General features: G+C 68.0%; 18 protein-coding genes. 8 read left to right on the top strand and 10 right to left on the bottom strand.

The annotated features are described in order from the left end of the window. Positions 1-35: 35 nt before the first annotated feature. The 6 genes from A9179_RS20740 to A9179_RS20715 all read right to left on the bottom strand — a co-directional run bounded on the left by A9179_RS20740 (position 36) and on the right by A9179_RS20715 (position 4,953). Positions 36-290: a YfhL family 4Fe-4S dicluster ferredoxin gene (locus tag A9179_RS20740; RefSeq protein ID WP_187808085.1), complete on the bottom strand. Its 255-nt coding sequence runs from the start codon at positions 288-290 to the stop codon at positions 36-38. Positions 291-395: 105 nt separating this feature from the next. Next, positions 396-875, bottom strand: a complete 480-nt coding sequence (coaD, locus tag A9179_RS20735) for a pantetheine-phosphate adenylyltransferase (RefSeq protein ID WP_187808084.1) — start codon at positions 873-875, stop codon at positions 396-398. A 67-nt stretch (positions 876-942) separates the two neighbouring features. Then, positions 943-1,314 (bottom strand): phosphopantetheine adenylyltransferase, encoded by a 372-nt coding sequence (locus A9179_RS20730; RefSeq protein ID WP_187808083.1) that lies wholly within the window; start codon positions 1,312-1,314, stop codon positions 943-945. 10 nt (positions 1,315-1,324) lie between these two features. Continuing rightward, entirely contained in the window at positions 1,325-2,917 is a 1,593-nt protein-coding gene (locus A9179_RS20725) for a GMC family oxidoreductase (protein WP_187808082.1), read from the bottom strand. A gap of 33 nt (positions 2,918-2,950) precedes the next feature. Then, positions 2,951-3,502: a twin-arginine translocation pathway signal protein gene (locus A9179_RS20720; RefSeq protein WP_187808081.1), complete on the bottom strand. Its 552-nt coding sequence runs from the start codon at positions 3,500-3,502 to the stop codon at positions 2,951-2,953. A 20-nt stretch (positions 3,503-3,522) separates the two neighbouring features. Then, entirely contained in the window at positions 3,523-4,953 is a 1,431-nt protein-coding gene (locus A9179_RS20715; RefSeq protein WP_187808080.1) for a coniferyl aldehyde dehydrogenase, read from the bottom strand. Positions 4,954-5,096: 143 nt separating this feature from the next. Here A9179_RS20715 and A9179_RS20710 point away from each other — a divergent pair, with 143 nt between their 5' ends. The 5 genes from A9179_RS20710 to A9179_RS20690 all read left to right on the top strand — a co-directional run bounded on the left by A9179_RS20710 (position 5,097) and on the right by A9179_RS20690 (position 11,731). Continuing rightward, positions 5,097-5,762, top strand: a complete 666-nt coding sequence (locus A9179_RS20710; protein WP_187808079.1) for a TetR/AcrR family transcriptional regulator — start codon at positions 5,097-5,099, stop codon at positions 5,760-5,762. 138 nt (positions 5,763-5,900) lie between these two features. Then, positions 5,901-7,295, top strand: a complete 1,395-nt coding sequence (locus A9179_RS20705; RefSeq protein WP_187808078.1) for a TackOD1 domain-containing metal-binding protein — start codon at positions 5,901-5,903, stop codon at positions 7,293-7,295. 4 nt (positions 7,296-7,299) lie between these two features. Continuing rightward, a complete protein-coding gene (locus tag A9179_RS20700; RefSeq protein ID WP_187808077.1) occupies positions 7,300-8,628 on the top strand; it encodes a glycosyltransferase family 2 protein in 1,329 nt (442 codons plus the stop codon). Continuing rightward, on the top strand, positions 8,629-10,689 hold the full coding sequence (locus tag A9179_RS20695) for a TolC family protein (RefSeq protein ID WP_187808076.1): 2,061 nt from the start codon (positions 8,629-8,631) through the stop codon (positions 10,687-10,689). 7 nt (positions 10,690-10,696) lie between these two features. Further along, positions 10,697-11,731 (top strand): efflux RND transporter periplasmic adaptor subunit, encoded by a 1,035-nt coding sequence (locus A9179_RS20690; protein ID WP_187808075.1) that lies wholly within the window; start codon positions 10,697-10,699, stop codon positions 11,729-11,731. 20 nt (positions 11,732-11,751) lie between these two features. On the opposite strand, the gene A9179_RS20685 is transcribed toward A9179_RS20690, so the two are convergent. The 4 genes from A9179_RS20685 to A9179_RS20670 form a co-directional block, all read right to left on the bottom strand. Further along, positions 11,752-12,735, bottom strand: a complete 984-nt coding sequence (locus tag A9179_RS20685; protein WP_187808074.1) for a hydrolase — start codon at positions 12,733-12,735, stop codon at positions 11,752-11,754. 184 nt (positions 12,736-12,919) lie between these two features. Next, complete coding sequence (gene rsmD / locus A9179_RS20680; protein ID WP_187808073.1) at positions 12,920-13,516, bottom strand: 16S rRNA (guanine(966)-N(2))-methyltransferase RsmD; 597 nt, start codon at positions 13,514-13,516, stop codon at positions 12,920-12,922. Continuing rightward, on the bottom strand, positions 13,516-14,994 hold the full coding sequence (locus A9179_RS20675; RefSeq protein ID WP_187808072.1) for a M16 family metallopeptidase: 1,479 nt from the start codon (positions 14,992-14,994) through the stop codon (positions 13,516-13,518). Before A9179_RS20675 ends, rsmD begins: the two co-directional genes overlap by 1 nt. After that, positions 14,991-16,358 carry a M16 family metallopeptidase gene (locus A9179_RS20670; protein WP_187808071.1) on the bottom strand — a complete coding sequence of 456 codons (1,368 nt, stop codon included), beginning with the start codon at positions 16,356-16,358 and terminating at the stop codon, positions 14,991-14,993. Before A9179_RS20670 ends, A9179_RS20675 begins: the two co-directional genes overlap by 4 nt. 139 nt (positions 16,359-16,497) lie before the next feature. On the opposite strand from A9179_RS20670, the gene ftsY reads away from it, so the two are divergent. Genes ftsY through ftsX form a run of 3 tightly spaced genes read left to right on the top strand, consistent with a single transcriptional unit; the run spans position 16,498 to position 19,603 of the window. Continuing rightward, the gene (ftsY, locus tag A9179_RS20665) at positions 16,498-17,928 is read left to right on the top strand and encodes a signal recognition particle-docking protein FtsY (protein ID WP_187808070.1); all 1,431 of its coding nucleotides are present in this window, start codon (positions 16,498-16,500) and stop codon (positions 17,926-17,928) included. Beyond that, positions 17,925-18,593 (top strand): cell division ATP-binding protein FtsE, encoded by a 669-nt coding sequence (ftsE, locus tag A9179_RS20660; protein WP_187808069.1) that lies wholly within the window; start codon positions 17,925-17,927, stop codon positions 18,591-18,593. Before ftsY ends, ftsE begins: the two co-directional genes overlap by 4 nt. Next, the gene (gene ftsX, locus A9179_RS20655) at positions 18,593-19,603 is read left to right on the top strand and encodes a permease-like cell division protein FtsX (protein ID WP_187808068.1); all 1,011 of its coding nucleotides are present in this window, start codon (positions 18,593-18,595) and stop codon (positions 19,601-19,603) included. The genes ftsE and ftsX overlap by 1 nt, the downstream gene beginning before the upstream one ends. Positions 19,604-19,681: the final 78 nt, after the last annotated feature.

Below are 19,681 nucleotides of genomic sequence, written 5' to 3'. Positions count from 1 at the left end.
CAGGAGGGGGTAGCCGGGGATGGGGCGAGGTGTACTCAGGCTTTTTTGCCGGTGAGCGCCAGGTACTTCTGCATCAGCTCGTCCTTGCTCTCGACATGGGCCTCGTCGAGAGGGATGCAGTCCACCGGGCAGACCTGCTGGCACTGCGGCTCGTCGTAGTGGCCGACGCACTCGGTGCACAGGTTGGGGTCGATCACATAGATCTCCTCGCCCTGGGAAATCGCGGCGTTGGGGCACTCGGGTTCGCAGACGTCGCAGTTGATGCAGTCGTCGGTGATTTTCAGGGACATGGAACAACTCCTGCCATGGCTACGGCCATGACACTTTCAGCAATCGATGGGGGAATTGTGCCGGATTGGCGCCGTGGGCGCCATGCGCGGAGCCCCCTTCGGGGCTCAGCGCGGGAAACGCTGAGCCAGGGCCTCGGCCACGGCGGGGTGGACGAACTTGCTGATGTCACCACCCAGGGCCGCTATTTCGCGCACCAGGGTCGAGGAAATGAAGGAGTACTTTTCCGACGGGGTGAGGAACATGCTCTCCACGTCCGGCGCCAGTTGGCGGTTCATGTTGGCCAGCTGGAACTCGTATTCGAAGTCGGACACCGCGCGCAGGCCGCGCAGGAACACGTTGGCGTTCTGTTCCTTGACGAAGTGCGCGAGCAGGGTGGAGAAGCCCACCACTTCGACGTTCGGCAGATGTTTGGTGACTTCCCGGGCCAGCTCGACCCGTTGTTCCAGGGAGAACAGCGGGTTTTTCTTGGGGCTGGCAGCCACCGCAATGATCACGGTGTCGAACAGGCGCGCAGCGCGCTCGATCAGGTCGCCATGGCCCTTGGTGATGGGGTCGAAGGTGCCTGGGTACAACACTCGATTCATCGTCTCGTCCTGCTCGGAGCGGTAAGAGTCGCGGATGGTAGCGCAGCGCTTCCCCGCGGGAAAAGCCTCAGGCCGTACGCAGGTGCAGCACCGTGGCCAGCAGCAGGCAGCCCAGGGCCACCCAGTCGGCTATCACCACACGGCGCAAAGCCTCGTTGTAGAGCGGTGCGCTCCAGGCTAGCAGGAGAAAGCTGACGACGCTGAGCAGGCCGCCGAGCAGGGCCAGATTGCGCAGCCCCGGAATGAACGCGGCGGCCACCAGCAAGGTGCCGAGCAGGCCGAACAGCACGGCGCGGTGGCGCATCAGCAGCTGCAGGTTGGGCTCGTCGAGCGGCAGCTGGTACAGCGCGCTGAGCCGCGCCCCGCCGAGCACGCCCGACAGCGGCAGCAGGTGGATGATGCCGGCGACCAGCAACAGCAGCGCGATCAGCTTGCTCATGGCTGCGACCTCAGGCCTTGAGGCGCTGTGCCAGCAGGCTGGCGAGCTTGGCGGTGAGGCCGTAGATCGACAGCTGTGGGTTGGCGCCGATGCTGGTGGGGAACAGCGAGCCGTCGTGGATCGACAGGTTCTCCAGCTGGTGGTGGCGGCCCAGGCTGTCGGTTACCGCGCGGGTCGGGTCTTCGCCCATGGCGCAGCCGCCCATCACGTGGGCGCTGCCCAGGCGGGTGCGGTACAGCTCCAGGTTCAGGCGGTCGATCAGTGCCTTGGCTTCGGCCGGGGTCTTCACGTAGTCGGCATCGGCGTGCAGCGGCAGCACGGCCTTGGCGCCAGCGGCGAACTGGATCTCGGCCATGCTGTGGAAGGCCCGGCGGATGCCGGCCCAGGTGTAGTCGGTCATCCGGTAGTCGAGCACCGGCGTGCCGTCGCCGCGCAGCTCCACCGTGCCCTCGGCGCTGTCCGGGTGGAAGCCGTCGCGCATCAGCGCCAGCATCACGTTGGTGTGCGGCAGCTGCTCCATGCGCAGAGCATTGTCGACCCCGTAGCGGCCGAGCATGGTGGCGGCCAGGGCCGGTTGCAGCGGCGGCACTTCGAGCTTGTAGGACATCTGTCCGGTGGCGCCGTCCTGCCACTGGAAGTGGTCGGAGTACACCGACTGCGGCGCACCATAGAAGGGGTTGATGACCTTGTCGAACTGCGCCGCGGAGAAGTTCACCAGGTGCAGGAAGGTGCGCTTGCCGACCCGCTCGTGCGGGTCGGGGGCCTGGGAGCGCAGCAGTAGGGCCGGGGTGTTGATGCCGCCGCCAGCCAGCACGTAGTGGCGTGCCTTGACCATGATGCGCCGGCCATTGGGCGCCACGCTGCGCTCGTCCATGCCCAGGCACTCCAGGCCGACCACCCGCTCGCCATCCAGCAGCAGACGTTCGGCGCGGGCCAGGTAGAGCAGGGCGCCGCCCTTGTCGAGGGTGGCCGGAATGGTGGTGACCAGCATCGACTGCTTGGCGTTGACCGGGCAGCCCATGCCGCAGTAGCCGAGGTTCCAGCAGCCGCGCACGTTGCGCGGGATCACGTGCCAGCTGTAGCCGAGCTGCGTACAGCCGTCCTGGATCACCTGATTGTTGGCGTTGGGCGGCATGGCCCAGGGCGCGACGCCCAGACGCTGTTCCATCTGTTCGAACCAGGGGGCCATCTCGGCGACGCTGTGGCCCTTGACGTCGTGTGCCTCGGCCCAGTGCTGCAGGGTCGGCTCCGGGGTGCGGAAGCTGGACGTCCAGTTGACCAGGGTGGTGCCACCCACGGCACGGCCCTGCATGATGGTGATGGCGCCGTCCTTGCTCATGCGGCCGATGCCTTCCTGGTACAGCTGCGGGTAGGCGTCGGCCTCCTGCATCTTGAAGTCGCTGCTGGTCTTCAGCGGGCCTTCCTCGATCAGCAGCACGCGCAGGCCGGCGGCGCTGAGGATCTCCGCCGTGGTGCCACCGCCGGCGCCGCTGCCGACGATGGCCACGTCGGCTTCCAGCAGCAGGTCTTTGTCCAGGCGCGAGCCGTCGTAGGTTGTCCAGCCGCGGGCCAGGCCGTCACGGAATACATCAGGTACGGGCATGTCGATTCTCTTGTTATGGGAGCGTGCGCGGGCTTACAGGACGTACTGGGGCGGCCCCGGGTAGCCGCAGTGGGCCCAGGACTCGGGTTGCGCATACCAGCCCATCATCACCAGCTGCAGCAGCGAGGCATGGCCCATGCGCAGCAGGCTCAGCGAGCTGTTCTGCCAGCGGCTGAGGAAGTTGCCGATGGCAGCAGCATCGGCGTTGTCCCAGCTGCCCCAGATGCCGGTCAGCGGGCCGCGGCTGACGGCCATGGCGAGCACGTCGAACAGCTGCTGGGTGAGCTTGAGCAGCTCCGGCGACAGGTGATGCAGATTGTGGTCGATGCCCTTGAGCGTGCTGTGGGTGGCCGTCGCCATGGCGTCGCTGCCTACCGCGCCGGCCAGCATTACCGGGATCAATGCGCGCAGAAAGGGCAGGTCGCTGTCGCGCAGCACCTGGAAGCCGGCGGCCGTGGTGGCGCTGGAGCAGCCGCTGAGGCTGGCGGTGACGCCAGCAGTGGCGAGCAGGGCCGAGCCGACCAGGCCGACCTTGAGCAGGTTGCGCCGCGACAGCGGCGGCGCGGTGAGTGAGGTATCGCTCATTGTGGTTATGGCCTCGCGCCTTAGCGAATGAACAGCTTCTGGATCAGCTTCTGCAGGCCGGTGCCATACGGCGGGTAGATGACCTTGGCAGCGTTGAAGCGCTGCTTGATGAACACGCCCTTGGCCTTGCTGAAGGTCAGGAAGCCCTCATGACCATGATAGTGACCCATGCCGGAAGGGCCGATGCCGCCGAACGGCATATCGTCCTGGGCCACATGCAGCAGGGTGTCGTTGAGGCACACACCACCGGAATGGGTCTCGTGCAGTACGCGCTGCTGCTCGCCCTTGTCGTAGCCGAAGTAGTACAGGGCCAGCGGCCGCGGGCGGTCATTGATGTAGCTGAAGGCTTCTTCGATGCGCTGGTAGGGCACGATCGGCAGCAGCGGGCCGAAGATCTCGTCCTGCATCAGCTTCATCTCGTCGTTCACCTCCAGCACCAGGCTGTGGGCCATGCGCCGGCCCTGATCCTGGGGGAACAGCGGGACGATGCGCGCGCCCTTGCTTTCGGCGTCGCTGATATAGCCCTTGAGGCGGCTGAGCTGGCGCTCGTTGACGATCGCCGTGTAGTCCGGGTTGTCGGTCAGCTGCGGGAAGAAGCGCTGCACCGCGGCGCGGTAGGCGGCCACGAAGTCCTCCACCCGCTCCTGCGGCACCAGCACATAGTCCGGCGCCACGCAGGTCTGCCCGGCGTTCATGGTCTTGCCGAAGGCGATGCGCTCGGCGGCGTCGGCCAGCGGCACGTCGTGGCTGACGATGGCCGGCGACTTGCCGCCCAGCTCCAGGGTCACCGGCACCAGGTTGTCGGCGGCGGCGCGCATCACATGGCGACCGATGCTGGTGGCACCGGTGAACAGCAGGTGGTCGAACGGCAACTGGGAGAAGGCCTGGCCGACGTCGGCCTCGCCCAGCACCACGGCCACCAGATCCTCGGGGAAGACCTTGGCCAGCAGCTGCTTGACCAGCAGCGAAGTGGCCGGGGTCGACTCGCTCATCTTGATCATCACCCGGTTGCCGGCGGCCAGGGCGCCGAGCAGTGGGCCGAAGGCGAGGAACAGCGGGTAGTTCCACGGCACGATGATGCCGACCACGCCCAGCGGCTGGTAGATCACCTTGGCCGAGGCCGGCTGGAAGGCCACGCCGACCGCGCGGCGCGAGGGCTTCATCCACTTCTTCAGGTTTTTGCTGGCGTAGTCGATGCCGTGCAGGCTGGGCATGATCTCGGCCAGCAGGGTCTCGCTCTCGGCACGGTTGCTGAAGTCGCTGGAGACGGCGGCGACCAGCGCCTGCTTCTCGCTCAGGATCAGCTCGCGCAGGGCCTTGAGCCAGGCGCGGCGCTGCTCGGCGCTGGGCATCGGGTTGCTGCGAAAGGCGTTGCGCTGGCTGGCCAGCAGGGGCTGCAGTTGGTTGATCTGCTGCTGAGCCTGCTGCAGGTAGGCGATGTCGGCGACCATGGCGGAGTCTCCCTGGAGACAATGGAGGTTGGGTAGCTGCGATTTTTAGAGTAATTGCTCTAAACTGTCAAATCGGCGCGCCGACGGTCGTCAGGCGCGGCGCTTTGCCGTACTTTTGCCACTTTGCCTTGCCGAGCCGAACCATGGCCCCGAAGATCAACACCCGCGCCCGTATCGTTGAAGCCAGCCTGGAGCTGTTCAACGCCCAGGGCGAGCGCAGCGTCACCACCAACCACATCGCCGCGCACCTGGGCATTTCGCCGGGCAACCTGTATTACCACTTCCGCAACAAGCAGGCGATCATCGCCGAGTTGTTCGCCCAGTACGAAGACCGCGTCGCCGTGTTCCTGCGCCCGCCCGCCGGCCGCGCGCTGACGGTGGACGACAAGACCTTCTACCTGGAGGCATTGCTGGCGGCCATGTGGCACTACCGCTTCCTCCACCGCGACCTCGAACACCTGCTGGAAAGCGACGCCGAACTGGCCGCCCGCTACCAGGCCTTCGCCCATCGCTGCCTGCAGGCCGCCGGCGATATCTACCGCGGTTTCGCCGCTGCCGACATCCTGGCCATGAACGATCAGCAGATCGAGGCGCTGGTGCTCAACAGCTGGATCATCCTCACCTCCTGGGTGCGCTTTCTCTGCACCATCCGCAGCAACCCCGGCGACCTCAGCGAGGAGCTGATGCGCCGCGGCGTGTACCAGATCCTCGCGCTGGAGAGCGGCTATGTCACCGAGGGCGCGCGCGACGCGGTGCAGGCCCTGCTGCAGCGTTTGCACGTACCGATGGCGGCAGTGGTGCTGGAGTGAATCTGTGTCGGTTTCGTGTCGACTGCGTCACTAACTGAACAAGGCGTCAGAAAAATCGTCATTAAACCGGCGCCATGCTAAATTTGGACATTGTCTGGCGGCGGTTTAGCCGCCTCTGCCGATCTCCGAGTTGCACGCATGCCGACCACCACGCCCCGAGTCGCCGTCCTGGGCGCTGCCTTTTCGCGTTTTCATGGCCTCGAGCCGGATCGTTTTGCCGACCTGGCCAGCCTGCTGGCAGCTCCCGCCTACGACGTGCTGCTGATCGACCTGCCTGGCATTTCTGCCGGCCAGCTGCTGCGCAGCCTGCGTCTGGAACGGCACTATCGCTTCGCCCTGATCTACTGCTGCCAGGATCAGGACAGCTGGTGCGAGGCCCTCGGCGACGGCCGCCCGCCGGCCGACCTCGGCGCCATCACACCGCTGTGGCGCCTGTGGCAGGAGCGTTTCACCCTGTTCAACCGCGGCGTGGCTCCGGAGCGTTTCGAGGCACGGGTGCTGGCCTGGCTGTGGCTGCGCTCGCGCGGCGACGTGCACGCGGTGCGCGATGCCAGCGTGGCTCAGCACTACCGCTACCCGTTGCTGGAAGTGCTCAGCGACGGCGAGACGATCAATGATTTCTCCTGGCTGCAGCTGATGCTGCAGCATGGCTGGCTGGAGGAGGGCGCGCTGCTCGACCGCCTGCGCCTGTGCACCGACTGCGGTTCCGGTCGGCTCAACTATGTCGACGTGTGCCCCGAGTGCCAGGCCCTGGACATCTCCCGCCAGCCGTCGCTGCACTGCTTCACTTGCGGGCACGTCGGCGCCCAGGAGCACTTCCTCAAGGACGGCCTGCTGCTCTGCCCCAACTGCCTGAGCCGCCTGCGCCACATCGGCAGCGACTACGACCGGCCGCTGGAGAACTATCGCTGCCGCAGCTGCCAGGCGTTCTTCGTCGATGCCGCGGTGGAGGCGCGCTGCCTCGACTGTGGCGAGCACCATGCGCCGGACAAGCTGCGCGTGCGCGAGGTACGCCACTTCCGCCTGGCCGAGGCCGGGCGCCTGCGCTGCCGCCAGGGCTTCAACACCAGCCCGGCCGAAAGCGACCAGTTCGGCCGCCTCAACCTGCTGTCGCAGCGTAGCTTCCACGAGCTGCTGGAGTGGCAGCTGCAGCTGGTGCGGCGACACAAGACACCGCCTTTCGCCCTGCTCGGGGTACGTTTCGTCAACCTGCTGGAAACTCTCGAACACCTCGGCGAGATGCGTGGCCATGCACTGATCGACGGCCTGGTCGAGCGCCTGCAGGAAGCGGTGCGCGAGACCGACCGCTGCTGCCGATTGAGCGAGGAAGTGTTGTGGCTGCTGATGCCGCACACCGATGCGGCCGGCCTCGAGGTGGTGAAGAAGCGTCTGGCCAAGGGTAGTGAACGCCTGGCTGCCGATACCGACACGCATGTCGAGATGCGCCAGGTCGGCTTCGTCGCCCCCGAGGAACTGGTCGAGCAGGAAGACGCCGCGCTGCTCCTCGCCCGCCTGGGCGGCCTGCTGGCCTGAGCCGATGGAAGCCGTCGTCCAGCAGTGGCTGCAGCTGTTCGCCGAGCTCGGCAAGAGCGACGGCCTGGTGCGCCTGCTGGTCACCCTGCTGCCGGCCTTCCTGCTGCTGGAAGTGCCGCTCAACCTGCTGGTGCTGCTCGGCGTGCTGCGCTGGTTCGTGCGCAAGCCTTTCGAGCTGCCGCCGGGCAACGGCTACCGGCCGCGGGTGTCCTGCATCATCACCTGCTACAGCGAAGGGCTGGATGTGCAGAGCACCCTGCGCAGTCTGTGCGAGCAGACCTATGAGGGCGACATCGAGATGATCCCGGTGGTCGACGGTGCCGCGGTGAACAAGCCGACCATGCAGGCGGTGCGCGATTTCCGCGTCGACCGCGTGCTCTACCCGCGGCGCCTGCTACGGCCGATTGCCAAGTGGCAGCGCGGCGGCCGGGTGTCGTCGCTGAACTCCGGCCTGGCCCACTGCACCGGCGAGATCGTCATGGCCCTGGACGGCGACACCTCGTTCGACAACGACATGGTGGTCAACATCGTTCGCCACTTCGCCGATCCCAGTGTACCGGCCGTGGCCGGCAGCCTGCGGGTGCGCAACTGGAAAGCCTCGCTGACCGCGGCCATGCAGGGCCTGGAGTACCTGCTGTCGATCCACATGGCTAAGATCGGCCTCAGCGAGTGGAACCTGGTCAATAACGTATCCGGGGCCTTCGGCGCCTTCCGCCGCAGTTTCCTCGACAAGATCGGCGGCTGGGACACCCACACCGCCGAGGATCTCGACATCACCCTGCGGATCAAGAACTACTTCGGCCGCCAGCCCCTGCGCATCCCCTTCGAGCCGCGTGCCATCGGCCACACCGACGCGCCAACCACCTTCAAGCAGTTCCTCATGCAGCGCCTGCGCTGGGACGGCGACCTGTACTTCCTGTACATCCGCAAGCACCGCCACAGCTTCAATCCGCGCCTGCTCGGCTGGCCGAATTTCCTGATGACCCTGGTCAGCGGCTTCTTCTTCCAGCTGGTGCTGCCCTTCATCATCTTCGGCTACCTGGTGGCCGGCGTGTTCGTCCTGCCGCTGGCCAACTACCTGGCGCTGAGCGGGCTGATCTACCTGGTGTACCTGGGCACGACCCTGCTGATGTACCTGGCCATGCTGGCCATGGTTTCCGAGCGGCCGCGCCAGGATCTGCGCTTATTGCCTATCGTGTTCCTATTCCCCCTGTTCATGCTGGTGATGCGCTGCTGGAGTGCCGTGGCGATGCTCAACGAGGCGCTGCGCCGCGGCCACGAGGAGAGCAGCATGGCGCCCTGGTGGGTGCTGAAGAAGGCCAAGAGGTTCTAGATGCTGCGTACCCTTTCCCTGATCGGCCTGCTGCTGGCCGCCGGCCTGGCACGGGCCGAACCGCTGCCGCTGCAGAGCCTGCTGGCCGGTCTCGACGACGGTGCCGTGGCCCGCGCCGGGCGTGCCGAGCAGGACGCCCTGGAGGCCCAGCGCGAGCAGCGCGAGGCCGAGTCCGGCTGGCAGTGGTACTCCTCGGCCAGCACCGGCCACTACCGCGAACTGGTCACCGAGGACGTGCGCGACGACTACTACGGCCGTGACCTGGCCCTTGGTGTGCGCCACCCGCTGCTCGGCAGCCTGCGCCGCCAGGTGCAGGCGGTCGAGGCGGTCGAGCTGGAACAGCAGCGCCAGCAGGCCCGCGACCTGCTGCGCCGCGCCGAGCAGCGCCTGGCCCTGCGCAGCGCCTATGCCGACTGGTGGCGCGCCGAGCAGGAACAGCGCTGGTGCGGCGACCTGCTGCCGGCCGCCCGCGAGGCCCGCGCGCAGCTGCAGCGGCGCCAGCGCGCAGGCTGGCTGCTGGCCTCCGAGGCGCGCCTGCAGCAGGGGCAGTGGCAGGTGCTGGAGCGCCGTTGCCAGCGTGCCCCGGAACTGGTGGAAGAGACCCGTGGCGCGCTTGCCGGCATTGCTGGCCAGGCCATCGACGCCCGGCAGCAGGCCGAGGCCGAGCCGCTGGCGCCGCAGGTGCGCCCGCTCACGGCCTGGCAGCAGGCACTGGACGGCCACCCGCGCTTGCGCGAGCGCCAGGACGAGCTGCGCCAGGCCGAGCGCAATCGCCAGTCGCCCTGGTATTCCGCGGTGGACTCCAGCTTCAGCCTGGCGCAGAGCTATGAAGATCGCAGCGGTGCGGACAAGCCCGGTGACGGCCTGGTGGCCAGCATCAACCTGAGCGCGCCCTTCGACCTGCTCAACTACGGCCGCGCCCGCGGTCGCGAGGGTGAGGCCCGCCATCAGGCCGCCCTGGCGCGCCTGGAGGCCGAGCGCGAGCAACTGCTGCTCGGCCTCGGCCAGGCTTTGCGTGCCCAGCGCACGGCCATGGACGAGTTGGCGAGTGCCCGCGAAGAGCTGAGTACGGCCGAACAGGCGCGCCACGAACAGGGCCTGCGCCGCGACGCCGAGCTGGAGCGTGGCGTGCAGGGCGAGTTGGCCGCCGAGCTGGAGCAGTACGGCGCCGGCCTGCGCCTGATTGCTGCCTGGCACGCGGCCTGGTTGCGCGAGGCGGCGCTGCGCCTGTTCGTCGAGGACGACGGTGCGTTGGCTGGCCTGCTCGGTGATAGCCGCGAGCGCTGGAGCCTGGCGGCCGCCAGCACCGGCGAGTGGAGCCAGGGCACCTATGTGTGGGACAGCCGTCGCCTGCTGCAGGCCTCCAGTCGCCGCACCGAGCTGCGTGACCTGCGCCGGGCCGGCATGCAGCGCATCTATATCGGCCTGTCCGCCGCCCAGGTGGCGGATATCCCGGCCCTGCGCCAGCGCCTGCAGAGCAGCCTCGACGAGGCCCACGGTCAGGGTCTGCAGGTCGGCCTGTTGCTCGGTGACCCGGCCTGGATCGAGCCGGCCGGACGCCAGGGCCTGCTCGATCTGCTCGGTCAGCTGCAAGGCCTGCCGTTCGATGCCCTGCACCTGGATCTGGAAGTCGAGCAGCTGGGCTGGCCAGTACCGGACAGCCGCCTGCAGGACTGGCTCGACACCCTGGCCGCAGTGGCCAGCCTCAATCCCTGGCCGCTGGAGCTGTCCAGCCACCATCGCTGGTTCGCCGAGCCGGCCGCCGGGCAGACCTGCGTGCCCTGCGCCCTGCCGCAGCGCGGCGTGCAGCAGGTCAGCCTGATGATCTACACGCGCAATGCCGAGCGTAGCGCCGAGCTGGCCGAGCAGATCGCCCAGCGCTGGCCGGCCCTGCACTTCCGCCTGGCGCAGAGCGTCGAGCCGCAGCTGCCCGCCGAGGAAAGCTGGGCCGGTGTACCGCCGCGCCAGTTGCAACAGCAGGTCGAACGCTGGCGTGTGCGCCTGCAGCCGGTGGGTGTCACCGGCATCGACTGGCAGGACTGGATTCATTACCCCCATTGAGCCTTCCATGAAGATCCGTTTCAGCAGTTCGAAGGAACAACAACCCACCCAGGATCACGGCCTGCAGGTGCTTTATGCACCGGGCAAGCGCCTGGCATTCAAGCTGCGCTGGTACCTGATCCTGCTCGCCGTCACCAGTCCGCTGCTGTGGCTGGTCGGGCGTGCGCTGCTCAGCGTCTGGCTGATCGAGGCACCGGCCCAGCTGCAACTGGCCAGCAGCGAGCTGCGTGCCCGCGAGCCGGGGCAGGTGCAGCAGGTGTTGGTACGCCCGGGCGAGCGGGTGACGGCAGGCCAGGTGCTGGTGCGCCTGGACAACCCGGAGTGGCGCGCGCGCCTGGCCTTGCTGGCCGAGCCGGCGGCACCGCCGGTGGTGCCGGCCAACGACGTCCTGAGCGCCCGTGAACGCGCGGCCTTGCAGCGCCTGCTGGCCAGCGCCGAACAGCGCCTGAGCCAGCTGGCCGGCCTGCAGGCGGCCGGCGCCGCCACCCGCGGCGAGGTGCAGGCGGCGCGCGACGAGCGTGATCGTCGCCAGCGCGACCTGCTGCAGTTCGAGCGCCAGCAACAGGTAGTGGCGGTGCCGGATGCCGGCGAGCAGCAGCGCCAGCTCGAGCGCGCCTGGCTGCAGGCGCGTCTCGAGGGCCTGACCCTGGAAGCCGCGGCGCCGGGGGTGGTCAGCGAGGTGCTGGTGGCCGAGGGCGAGAATGTCGGCCCCGGCACCCTGCTGCTGCGCCAGCATCGCCTGGACGAGGCGCAGCTGTGGGTCTATCTCGACCCGCGCAACGCCGAGTATGCCGTGCCCGGCCAGCGTTTCCGCCTGCTGATGCCCGATGGCAGCCTTCTGCCGGCCGAGGTGGTACGCCGGGTCGAGGACAGCATCGCGGTGCCGGCCGAGCTGCAGCCAGCCTTCAGTGCGCCGAGCCGCCACCTGCGGGTGCTGGCGCGCCTGCAGGGCGAGCTGCCGGAGCAGTGGCGCATCGATCGCCTCGGCCTGGTCGCACGCTTCCCGCACCGCTGGGCCTGGCTGAACGCCTGGGCCGATTAGCAGGTCGTTGCAAACTACCTTTAGCGGCCGCTGCTGAGCCAGGCGGGGATGCGCCGCTCCAGGTAGAACTCCGGCTGGCGCAGCGAGCCGCCGATAAAGCCGACATGCCCGCCGCGCCCATGCAGTTCCAGCTGGGTGCTGGAGGACAGCTCGTGGGCCTGCGGCACGCTGTGGGGGAAGACGAAGGGGTCGTCGCTGGACTGGATGATCAGCGTGCGCGTGCGGATCTGTCCAAGGAAGTAGCGGCTGGAGGCGCGCCGGTAGTAGTCGTCGGCATCGGCGTAACCGTGCAGCGGCGCGGTGAAGCGGCCGTCGAAGTCCCAGAAGGTGCGCATGCCCTGTAGTGGGCCGAGAGCCTCCAGGGCCGCCCGGCGCTCATGGTGCCCCTCGTCGGTGAAGCGTTGCTGCTTGTCGCGCACATAGGCCACCAGTTCACGCATGAAGTGCGCCTGGTAGACCTTGGAGAAGCCGCGATCGATGCGTTCGGCGCAATGATCCAGGCGGAACGGCACCGACACCGCCACCGCGCCCTGCAGCCCGGAGTCGGCGCCGCTCTCGCCGAGGTACTTGAGCAGCACATTGCCGCCCAGCGAATAGCCCACCGCATACAGCGGCGCCAGTGGGCGCTGGGCCTGCAGGTGGCGTACCACGCTGAGTACATCCTCGCTGACCCCGGAGTGGTAGCCGCGCGGCAGCAGGTTGGGCTCGCCGGAGCAGCCGCGCCAGTTCAGCGCCACGCTGGCCCAGCCGCGCGCGGCCAACTGCTGCTGCAGGCCGAGCACGTAGTGCGAGCTGGAGGAGCCGGTCAGCCCGTGCAGCACCAGCACCAGCGGCGCCGCCGCCTCGTGCGGGCCGTGCCAGTCCAGGTCGAGAAAGTCGCCATCCTCCAGCCACAGGCGTTCGCGCTGGCGCTCGAGTTGCGGCGCGCGGCGGCACAGCGAGCCCCACAGGGTCTGCAGGTGCGGGCTGGGCAGCCACCAGGCGGGTTGGAAGTCGGCGGTCATGGGGGGTCGTACTGGAGCGATAGAAGACTCAGGCTAGAGCCTTGTCGGGCAAAAAAGAAGCACCATTGGCCCGACGAATGCTTGGGGGTAGCGCAGGGTTAACCAGGCCCCATCGATCCACTGAGCGGGTAGTGGCGGATGAGCAAGGCGCCATCCACCCTATGGACTCTCTAGGTGGTGGGCGTCAGGCCAGGCGCGCCCACAGGGCGTAGTACACCTGGCCGGCCTTCTGCTCGCGGTGCAGGCGCCAGTTGCCGGGCATGGCCAGGCTCGAGGGCGCCGCTTCGCTTTCGGTGTAGATCCAGGCGTCCTGGGCCAGCCAGCCTTTTTCTTCCAGCAGGGCGCAGGCCGGGGCCAGCAGCTCCTGGCCGAACGGCGGGTCGAGGAAGACCAGGTCGTAGGGGCGCGGCGGCTGGTTTTCCAGATGCTGCAGGGCGTTGGTCTGCAGCAGCTGGCCGTTGCTGCATTTCAGCGTGGTGAGGATCTGCCGCAGGCTGGCGATGGCGTTGCTGTTGCTGTCCAGGGCCAGGGCGCTGCTGGCGCCGCGCGACAGGGCTTCGAGAAACAGTGCGCCGCTGCCGGTGAAGCAGTCCAGTACATGGGCGCCCTCGACATAGGGCGCCAGCCAGTTGAACAGCGTTTCGCGCACGCGATTGGGCGTCGGGCGCAGGCCGTGGGCCATGGGGAAGCTGAACTGGCGGCTGCGCCACTCGCCGCCGATGATGCGCAGCTGGCCGCTGCCGTTGTGCTCTGCGGGTTTCTTGCCTGGGGACTTGCGCATCAGTGCTCCGGAACGCCGGTGGGTTGCTCGGCGGGTTTGGCGGTGGGCGGCGGCAGCGGCTGCTGGGCCACGCTCGGGCCGGCGGTGACGATGACCAGCGCATCGGGGTTCAGGTGTTTGGCCATGGCCGCCTTGACCTGGGCCACGTCGAGCGCCTGGATCTGTCCGACGAAATCTTCCAGGTAGGTCAGCGGCAGGTCGTAGAAGCCCATGGCGCCAAGCTGGCCGACGATCTCGGCGTTGCTCGCGGTGGACAGCGGGAAGCTGCCGGCCATCTCGCGCTTGGCGTTGTCCAGTTCGGTCTGGGTCGGGCCGTTGGCCAGGTAGTCGCGCAGGATGTCCTGCACCAGCTTGAGGGTGCCTTCGCTCAGTTCGGCACGGGTCTGCAGGTTGATCATGAACGGCCCGCGCGCCTGCATGGCGCTGAAGGTCGAGTAGACGCCGTAGGTCAGCCCGCGCTTCTCGCGCACTTCTTCCATCAGGCGGGTGCCGAAACCGCCGCCGCCGAGGATCTGGTTGCCCAGGGTCAGTGCGGCGTAGTCCGGGTCGCGGCGGTCGACGCCGAGCTGGGCGAGCATCAGGTGGGTCTGCTTGGACGGGTATTCGATATGGCTGGGGCCAGCCTTGGGCTCCAGCGGCTGGTCGATCTTGGCCAGCGCCGGGCCCTTGGGCAGGGCGGCGGAGACCTCGGCGGCCATGGCCTCGGCCTCGGCACGTGAGAGGTCGCCGACCAGGGCGATGACCACGTTGCCGGCGGCATAGGCCTTGGCGTGGAAGGCGCGCAGTTGGGCGGCGCTGATGCCGGGGATCGACTGTTCGCTGCCTTCGCTGGGGTGGGCGTAGGGGTGGTTGCCGTACAGGCGCTCGAACAGTTGCAGGCCGGCCAGCTTGCCGGGGTTCTGCTTCTGGTATTCGAAGCCGGCCAGCAGCTGGTTCTTGATCCGCGCCAGGGAGTCGGCCGGGAAGGTCGGCTGGCCGATCACCTGCTCGAACAGCTGCAGGGCCGGTACGCGCTGCTCCGGCGCGCTCAGGCTGCGCAGGCTGGCGATGGCCATGTCGCGGTAGGCACCGTTGCCGAACTCGGCGCCGAGGCCTTCGAAGCCTTCGGCGATGGCGCTGACGTCCTTGCCGGGCACGCCTTCGTTGAGCATGGCGTTGGTCAGGGCGGCGAGGCCGGGCACGCCGTCGTCCTGGCTGCTGCCGGCGGCGAAGGTCAGGCGCAGGTCGAACATCGGTAGCTCGGGGGCGGCGACGAACAGCACCTTGGCGCCTTCGGCGGTCTGCCAGGTCTGGATATCCAGGCTGCGCCGGCTCGGCGCCTTGCCTTCGAGGGCGGCCAGGGACTGCAGGTGATCGGCAGAGTCGCTGGTGGTTACGGGCGCCTGGGCGGTGCGGCTGGCGATATAGGTCAGCAGGCCGATCAGAACGATCAGGCCGAGGCCGAGCAGGGTGTAACGCAGGCTGTTGCGCTCACTCATGGCTGGGCTCCTTCAATGGCGGCTTTCTCGGGCAGGATGTGGGCGACCGACAGGCGCGTGGGAATGAAGTAGGTCTGGGCGGCGCGCTGGATATCGGCGGGGGTCACCGCTTCCAGTTCGGCGAGATCCTGATCCATCAGCTTCCACGACAGGCCGACGGTTTCCAGCTGGCCGATGGTGGTGGCCTGGCTGGTGATCGAGTCGCGCTCGTAGACCAGGCCGGCGATCACCTGGGCGCGTACGCGCTGCAGCTCCTCGGCGCTTGGTGGGGTCTTCTTCAGCTCGTCGAGCTGCTGCCAGAGGCCGCTTTCCACCTGTTTCAGGGTCTTGTGCAGCTGCACGTTGGGGGTGGCGGAGAGCATGAACAGGCTATCGCCGCGGGCGAAGCCGTCGTACCAGGCGGAAGCGCCGGACACCAGCTCTTCGCCGCGCTCCAGGCGGGCTGGCAGGCGGGCGCTGTAACCGCCGTCGAGCAGGGCGCTGATCAGGCGCAGGGCGTGCACGTCGCGCGGGTTCTTGGCGGTGGCCAGGCCCGGCACGTTGAAGCCCATCAGCAGGCTCGGCAACTGGGTCTGCACATGCTGGACGGTACGCCGCTCGCCGGGTTCGGCCAGCTCGGAGGGGATCTTCGCCGGCGGCACGTCGCGCCGTGGGATGGCGGCGAAGTAGCGCTGGGCCAGGGTCTGCACCTCGTCCCGGGTCACGTCGCCGACCACCACCAGGGTGGCGTTGTTCGGCACATACCAGGATTGGTACCAGTGGCGCAGCTCCTCGACCTGCATATGGTCGAGGTCGGCCATCCAGCCGATGGTCGGGGTGTGGTAGCCGCTGGCCGGGTAGGCCATCGCCTTGAAGCGCTCGAAGGCCAGGGCGCTGGGCTTGTCGTCGGTGCGCAGGCGGCGTTCTTCCTTGATCACCTCGATCTCGCGGGCGAACTCGTCGGCCGGCAGCTTGAGGCTGGCCAGGCGGTCGGCTTCCAGCTCGAAGGCGACTTCCAGGCGGTCGCGCGACAGCACCTGGTAGAAGGCGGTGTAGTCGTCGCTGGTGAAGGCGTTTTCCTCGGCGCCGAGGTCACGGAGGATGCGCGAGGCCTCGCCGGGGCCGAGCTTGCGGCTGCCCTTGAACATCATGTGTTCGAGGGCGTGGGACAGGCCGGTCTGGCCGGGCGTCTCGTAGCTGGAGCCGACCTTGTACCAGAGCTGGGACACCACCACCGGGGCGCGGTGATCCTCGCGGACGATGACCTTGAGGCCATTGTCGAGGGTGAACTCGTGGGTGGGCTGGGTTTCGGCAGCGATCGCTGTCGCGGACACGCACAAGCTCAGGAGCAGCAGGCCGGCGCAGCGGCGGGCTAGTCGATTCATCGATTCGGGACCTGTCGGACAGCCCGGGCGGTCGTACCGCCGGCGGGCGAAGAGGTGCTAGGATACCCCATCCTTTTCCGGGGCGGCGCGGCGGCCTGACTGGCCCTGCCGCGCAGCTCATCTGAGATGCACGCGACCCATGTTTGGTTCCAACGACGATAAGAAGTCGCCAGCCCCGGCTGGCCAGGCACCGGCCGAGGCCGGCGAGAAGAAATCGCTGTTCGGCTGGCTGCGCAAGAAACCGCAGGAGCCTAGCGCTGCGCCCCAGGAGTCGGCCGCACCCGTTGCGGTGAGCGAGCCTGCAGTGGTCGCACCGCCCGCTGCCGAGCCGTCGGCGGTAACGCCAGTGGAGCCGCCGGCTGCTGCGGCAGAGCCTGTCGTTGCTGTTGCCGCGCCTGCGCCGGTCGAGCCGGCGCCCGTTGTGGTGGCCGAGGTTGTTGCGCCGCTGGCGAGCGAGCCAGCCCCCGTGGCCGCACCGGTCGAGCCGCCCAAGCCGGCTGTTTCGCGCTTTGCCATCAATGCCGGCAGCGAAGTCACCCACGCCGTGCAGGCTCCGCTTGCCGAAGTCCCGGCCGCTGCTGTTGAAGCTGCCCCGGCGGTTGCCGCGCCAGTCGAGCAGAACAAGCCTGGCGATAACCAGGGGGGCTGGTTTGCCCGCCTCAAGCAGGGCCTGTCGAAGACCAGTGCCAGTATCGGCGAGGGCATGGCCAGCCTGTTCCTCGGCAAGAAGGCGATCGACGACGACCTGCTCGACGACCTGGAAACCCATCTGCTCACCGCCGATGTCGGCGTCGAGGCCACCAGCGCGATCATCAGCAACCTGACCAAGCGCGTGGCGCGCAAGGAACTGGCCGACAGCGGCGCGCTGTACAAGGCGCTGCAGGAAGAGCTGGCCGGCCTGCTCAAACCGGTCGAGCAGCCGCTGACGATTCCCGCCGAGAAACAGCCCTACGTGATCCTGGTGGTCGGGGTGAACGGCGTCGGCAAGACCACCACCATCGGCAAGCTGGCCAAGAAGCTGCAGGGCGAGGGCAAGAAGGTCATGCTCGCCGCCGGCGACACCTTCCGCGCGGCCGCCGTCGAGCAGCTGCAGGTGTGGGGCGAGCGCAACAACATCGCGGTGATTGCCCAGCACACCGGCGCCGACTCCGCCTCGGTGATCTTCGACGCGGTGCAGGCGGCCAAGGCCCGTGGCATCGACGTGCTGATCGCCGACACGGCCGGGCGCCTGCACACCAAAGACAACCTGATGGAAGAGCTGAAGAAGGTGCGCCGGGTGATCGGCAAGCTCGACGACACGGCGCCGCACGAAGTGCTGCTGGTGCTGGATGCCGGCACCGGGCAGAACGCCATCAACCAGACCAAGCAGTTCAACCAGGCCGTGGCCCTCACCGGCCTGGCGCTGACCAAGCTGGACGGCACCGCCAAGGGCGGGGTGATCTTCGCCCTGGCCAAGCAGTTCGGCCTGCCGATCCGCTATATCGGGGTCGGCGAGGGTATCGATGACCTGCGCACCTTCGTGGCGCAGGATTTCGTCCAGGCACTGTTCGCCGAAAGGGAGCACGCATGATTCGATTCGAGCAGGTCGGCAAGCGGTACGCCAACGGCCATGTCGGGTTGCACGAACTGAGTTTCCGTGTGCGCCGGGGCGAGTTCCTCTTCGTCACCGGCCACTCCGGCGCTGGCAAGTCGACCTTGCTGCGCCTGCTGCTGGCGATGGAGCGCCCGAGCAGCGGCAAGCTGCTGCTGGCCGGCCAGGATCTGTCGAGCATCACCAGCGCGCAGATCCCTTTCCTGCGCCGGCAGATCGGCGTGGTGTTCCAGAACCACCAGCTACTGTTCGACCGCTCGGTGTTCGATAACGTCGCCCTGCCGCTGCAGATCCTCGGCCTGTCCAAGCCGGACATCGCCAAGCGGGTCGGCGCGGCGCTGGAGCGGGTCAGTCTGAGCGACAAGGCCGAGCAGTTCCCGGCCGACCTGTCCACCGGCCAGCAGCAGCGTGTCGGCATCGCCCGCGCCGTGGTACACCGCCCGGCCCTGCTGCTGGCGGACGAACCCACCGGTAACCTCGACCCGCGCCTGGCCGCCGAGATCATGGGCGTGTTCGAAGACATCAACCGCCTGGGCACCACGGTGCTGATCGCCAGCCACGACCTGGCGCTGATCGCGCGCATGCGCCACCGCATGCTGACCCTGCAACGTGGCCGCCTGATCGGCGACGGGGAAGCCAGCTGATGAGCGAGACGCAACGCAACCTCAAGGCCGCCGAGCGGGTCGGCGCGGTGCAGAGCAAGGCCGACAAGCCGATCAAGGAAGGCCCGGATTTCTCCACCCTGCTGCGCGCCTGGCTGGAAAGCCACCGCGCCAGCCTGGTCGACAGCCTGCGCCGCCTGGCCACCCAGCCAATTGGCAGCTTCTTCACCTGCCTGGTGATGGCGGTGGCCCTATCGCTGCCCATGGGCCTGTCGCTGCTGCTGAACAACGTCGAGCGCCTCGGCGGCTCCTGGCAGCGCGCGGCGCAGATTTCCCTGTACCTCAAGCTCGATACCAGCGAAGCCGCTGGCCAGCAGCTGCGCGACGAGGTCGCCAGCATGGCCGACGTGGCGGAAGCGCAGTGGATCAGCCGCGAGCAGGCCCTGGCCGAATTCCAGCAGCAGTCCGGGATTGGCGAGGCGCTGCGCGAGCTGCCGGACAACCCGCTGCCCGGCGTGGTGGTGGTGACCCCCCATGAGGTCGATCGTGCCACCCTGGAAGCGCTACGCCAGAACCTCTCGGAAATGCCCGGCGTGGAGCAGGCACAGCTCGACCTGCAGTGGGTGGAGCGGCTGTCGGCGATCCTCAACCTGGGCGATCGCTTCGTCTTCGGCCTGACCCTGCTGCTGGTCATGGCTCTGCTGCTGGTGATCGGCAACACCATCCGCCTGCATATCGAGAATCGCCGCAACGAGATCGAAGTGATCAAGCTGGTCGGCGGCACCGACGGCTATGTACGCCGGCCCTTCCTCTATATGGGCACCCTCTATGGCGTCGGCGCCGGGCTGCTGGCCTGGGGCCTGCTGGCCTTCGGCCTGGACTGGCTGAACGACGCGGTGGTGCGCCTGGCTGGGCTATACGGCAGCGATTTCACCCTGCACGGGGTACCGGTTGCCGATGGTCTGTCGCTGCTGTCAGGGGCGGTGCTGCTCGGCTATATTGGCGCCTGGCTGGCGGTGGCGCGGCATCTGAGCGAGCTTGCGCCACGCTAGAAGAGCATTGATTTAGATCAAATTTTGCTCAACTGTAAGGGAACTTTTCCACGGGTTCCCTGCTCAGAATCGGCAGTG

It is taken from the genome of Pseudomonas alcaligenes (assembly GCF_014490745.1).
GTDB classification, from domain to species: domain Bacteria; phylum Pseudomonadota; class Gammaproteobacteria; order Pseudomonadales; family Pseudomonadaceae; genus Aquipseudomonas; species Aquipseudomonas alcaligenes_C.
This window is presented reverse-complemented; position numbering and strand designations above follow the sequence as displayed.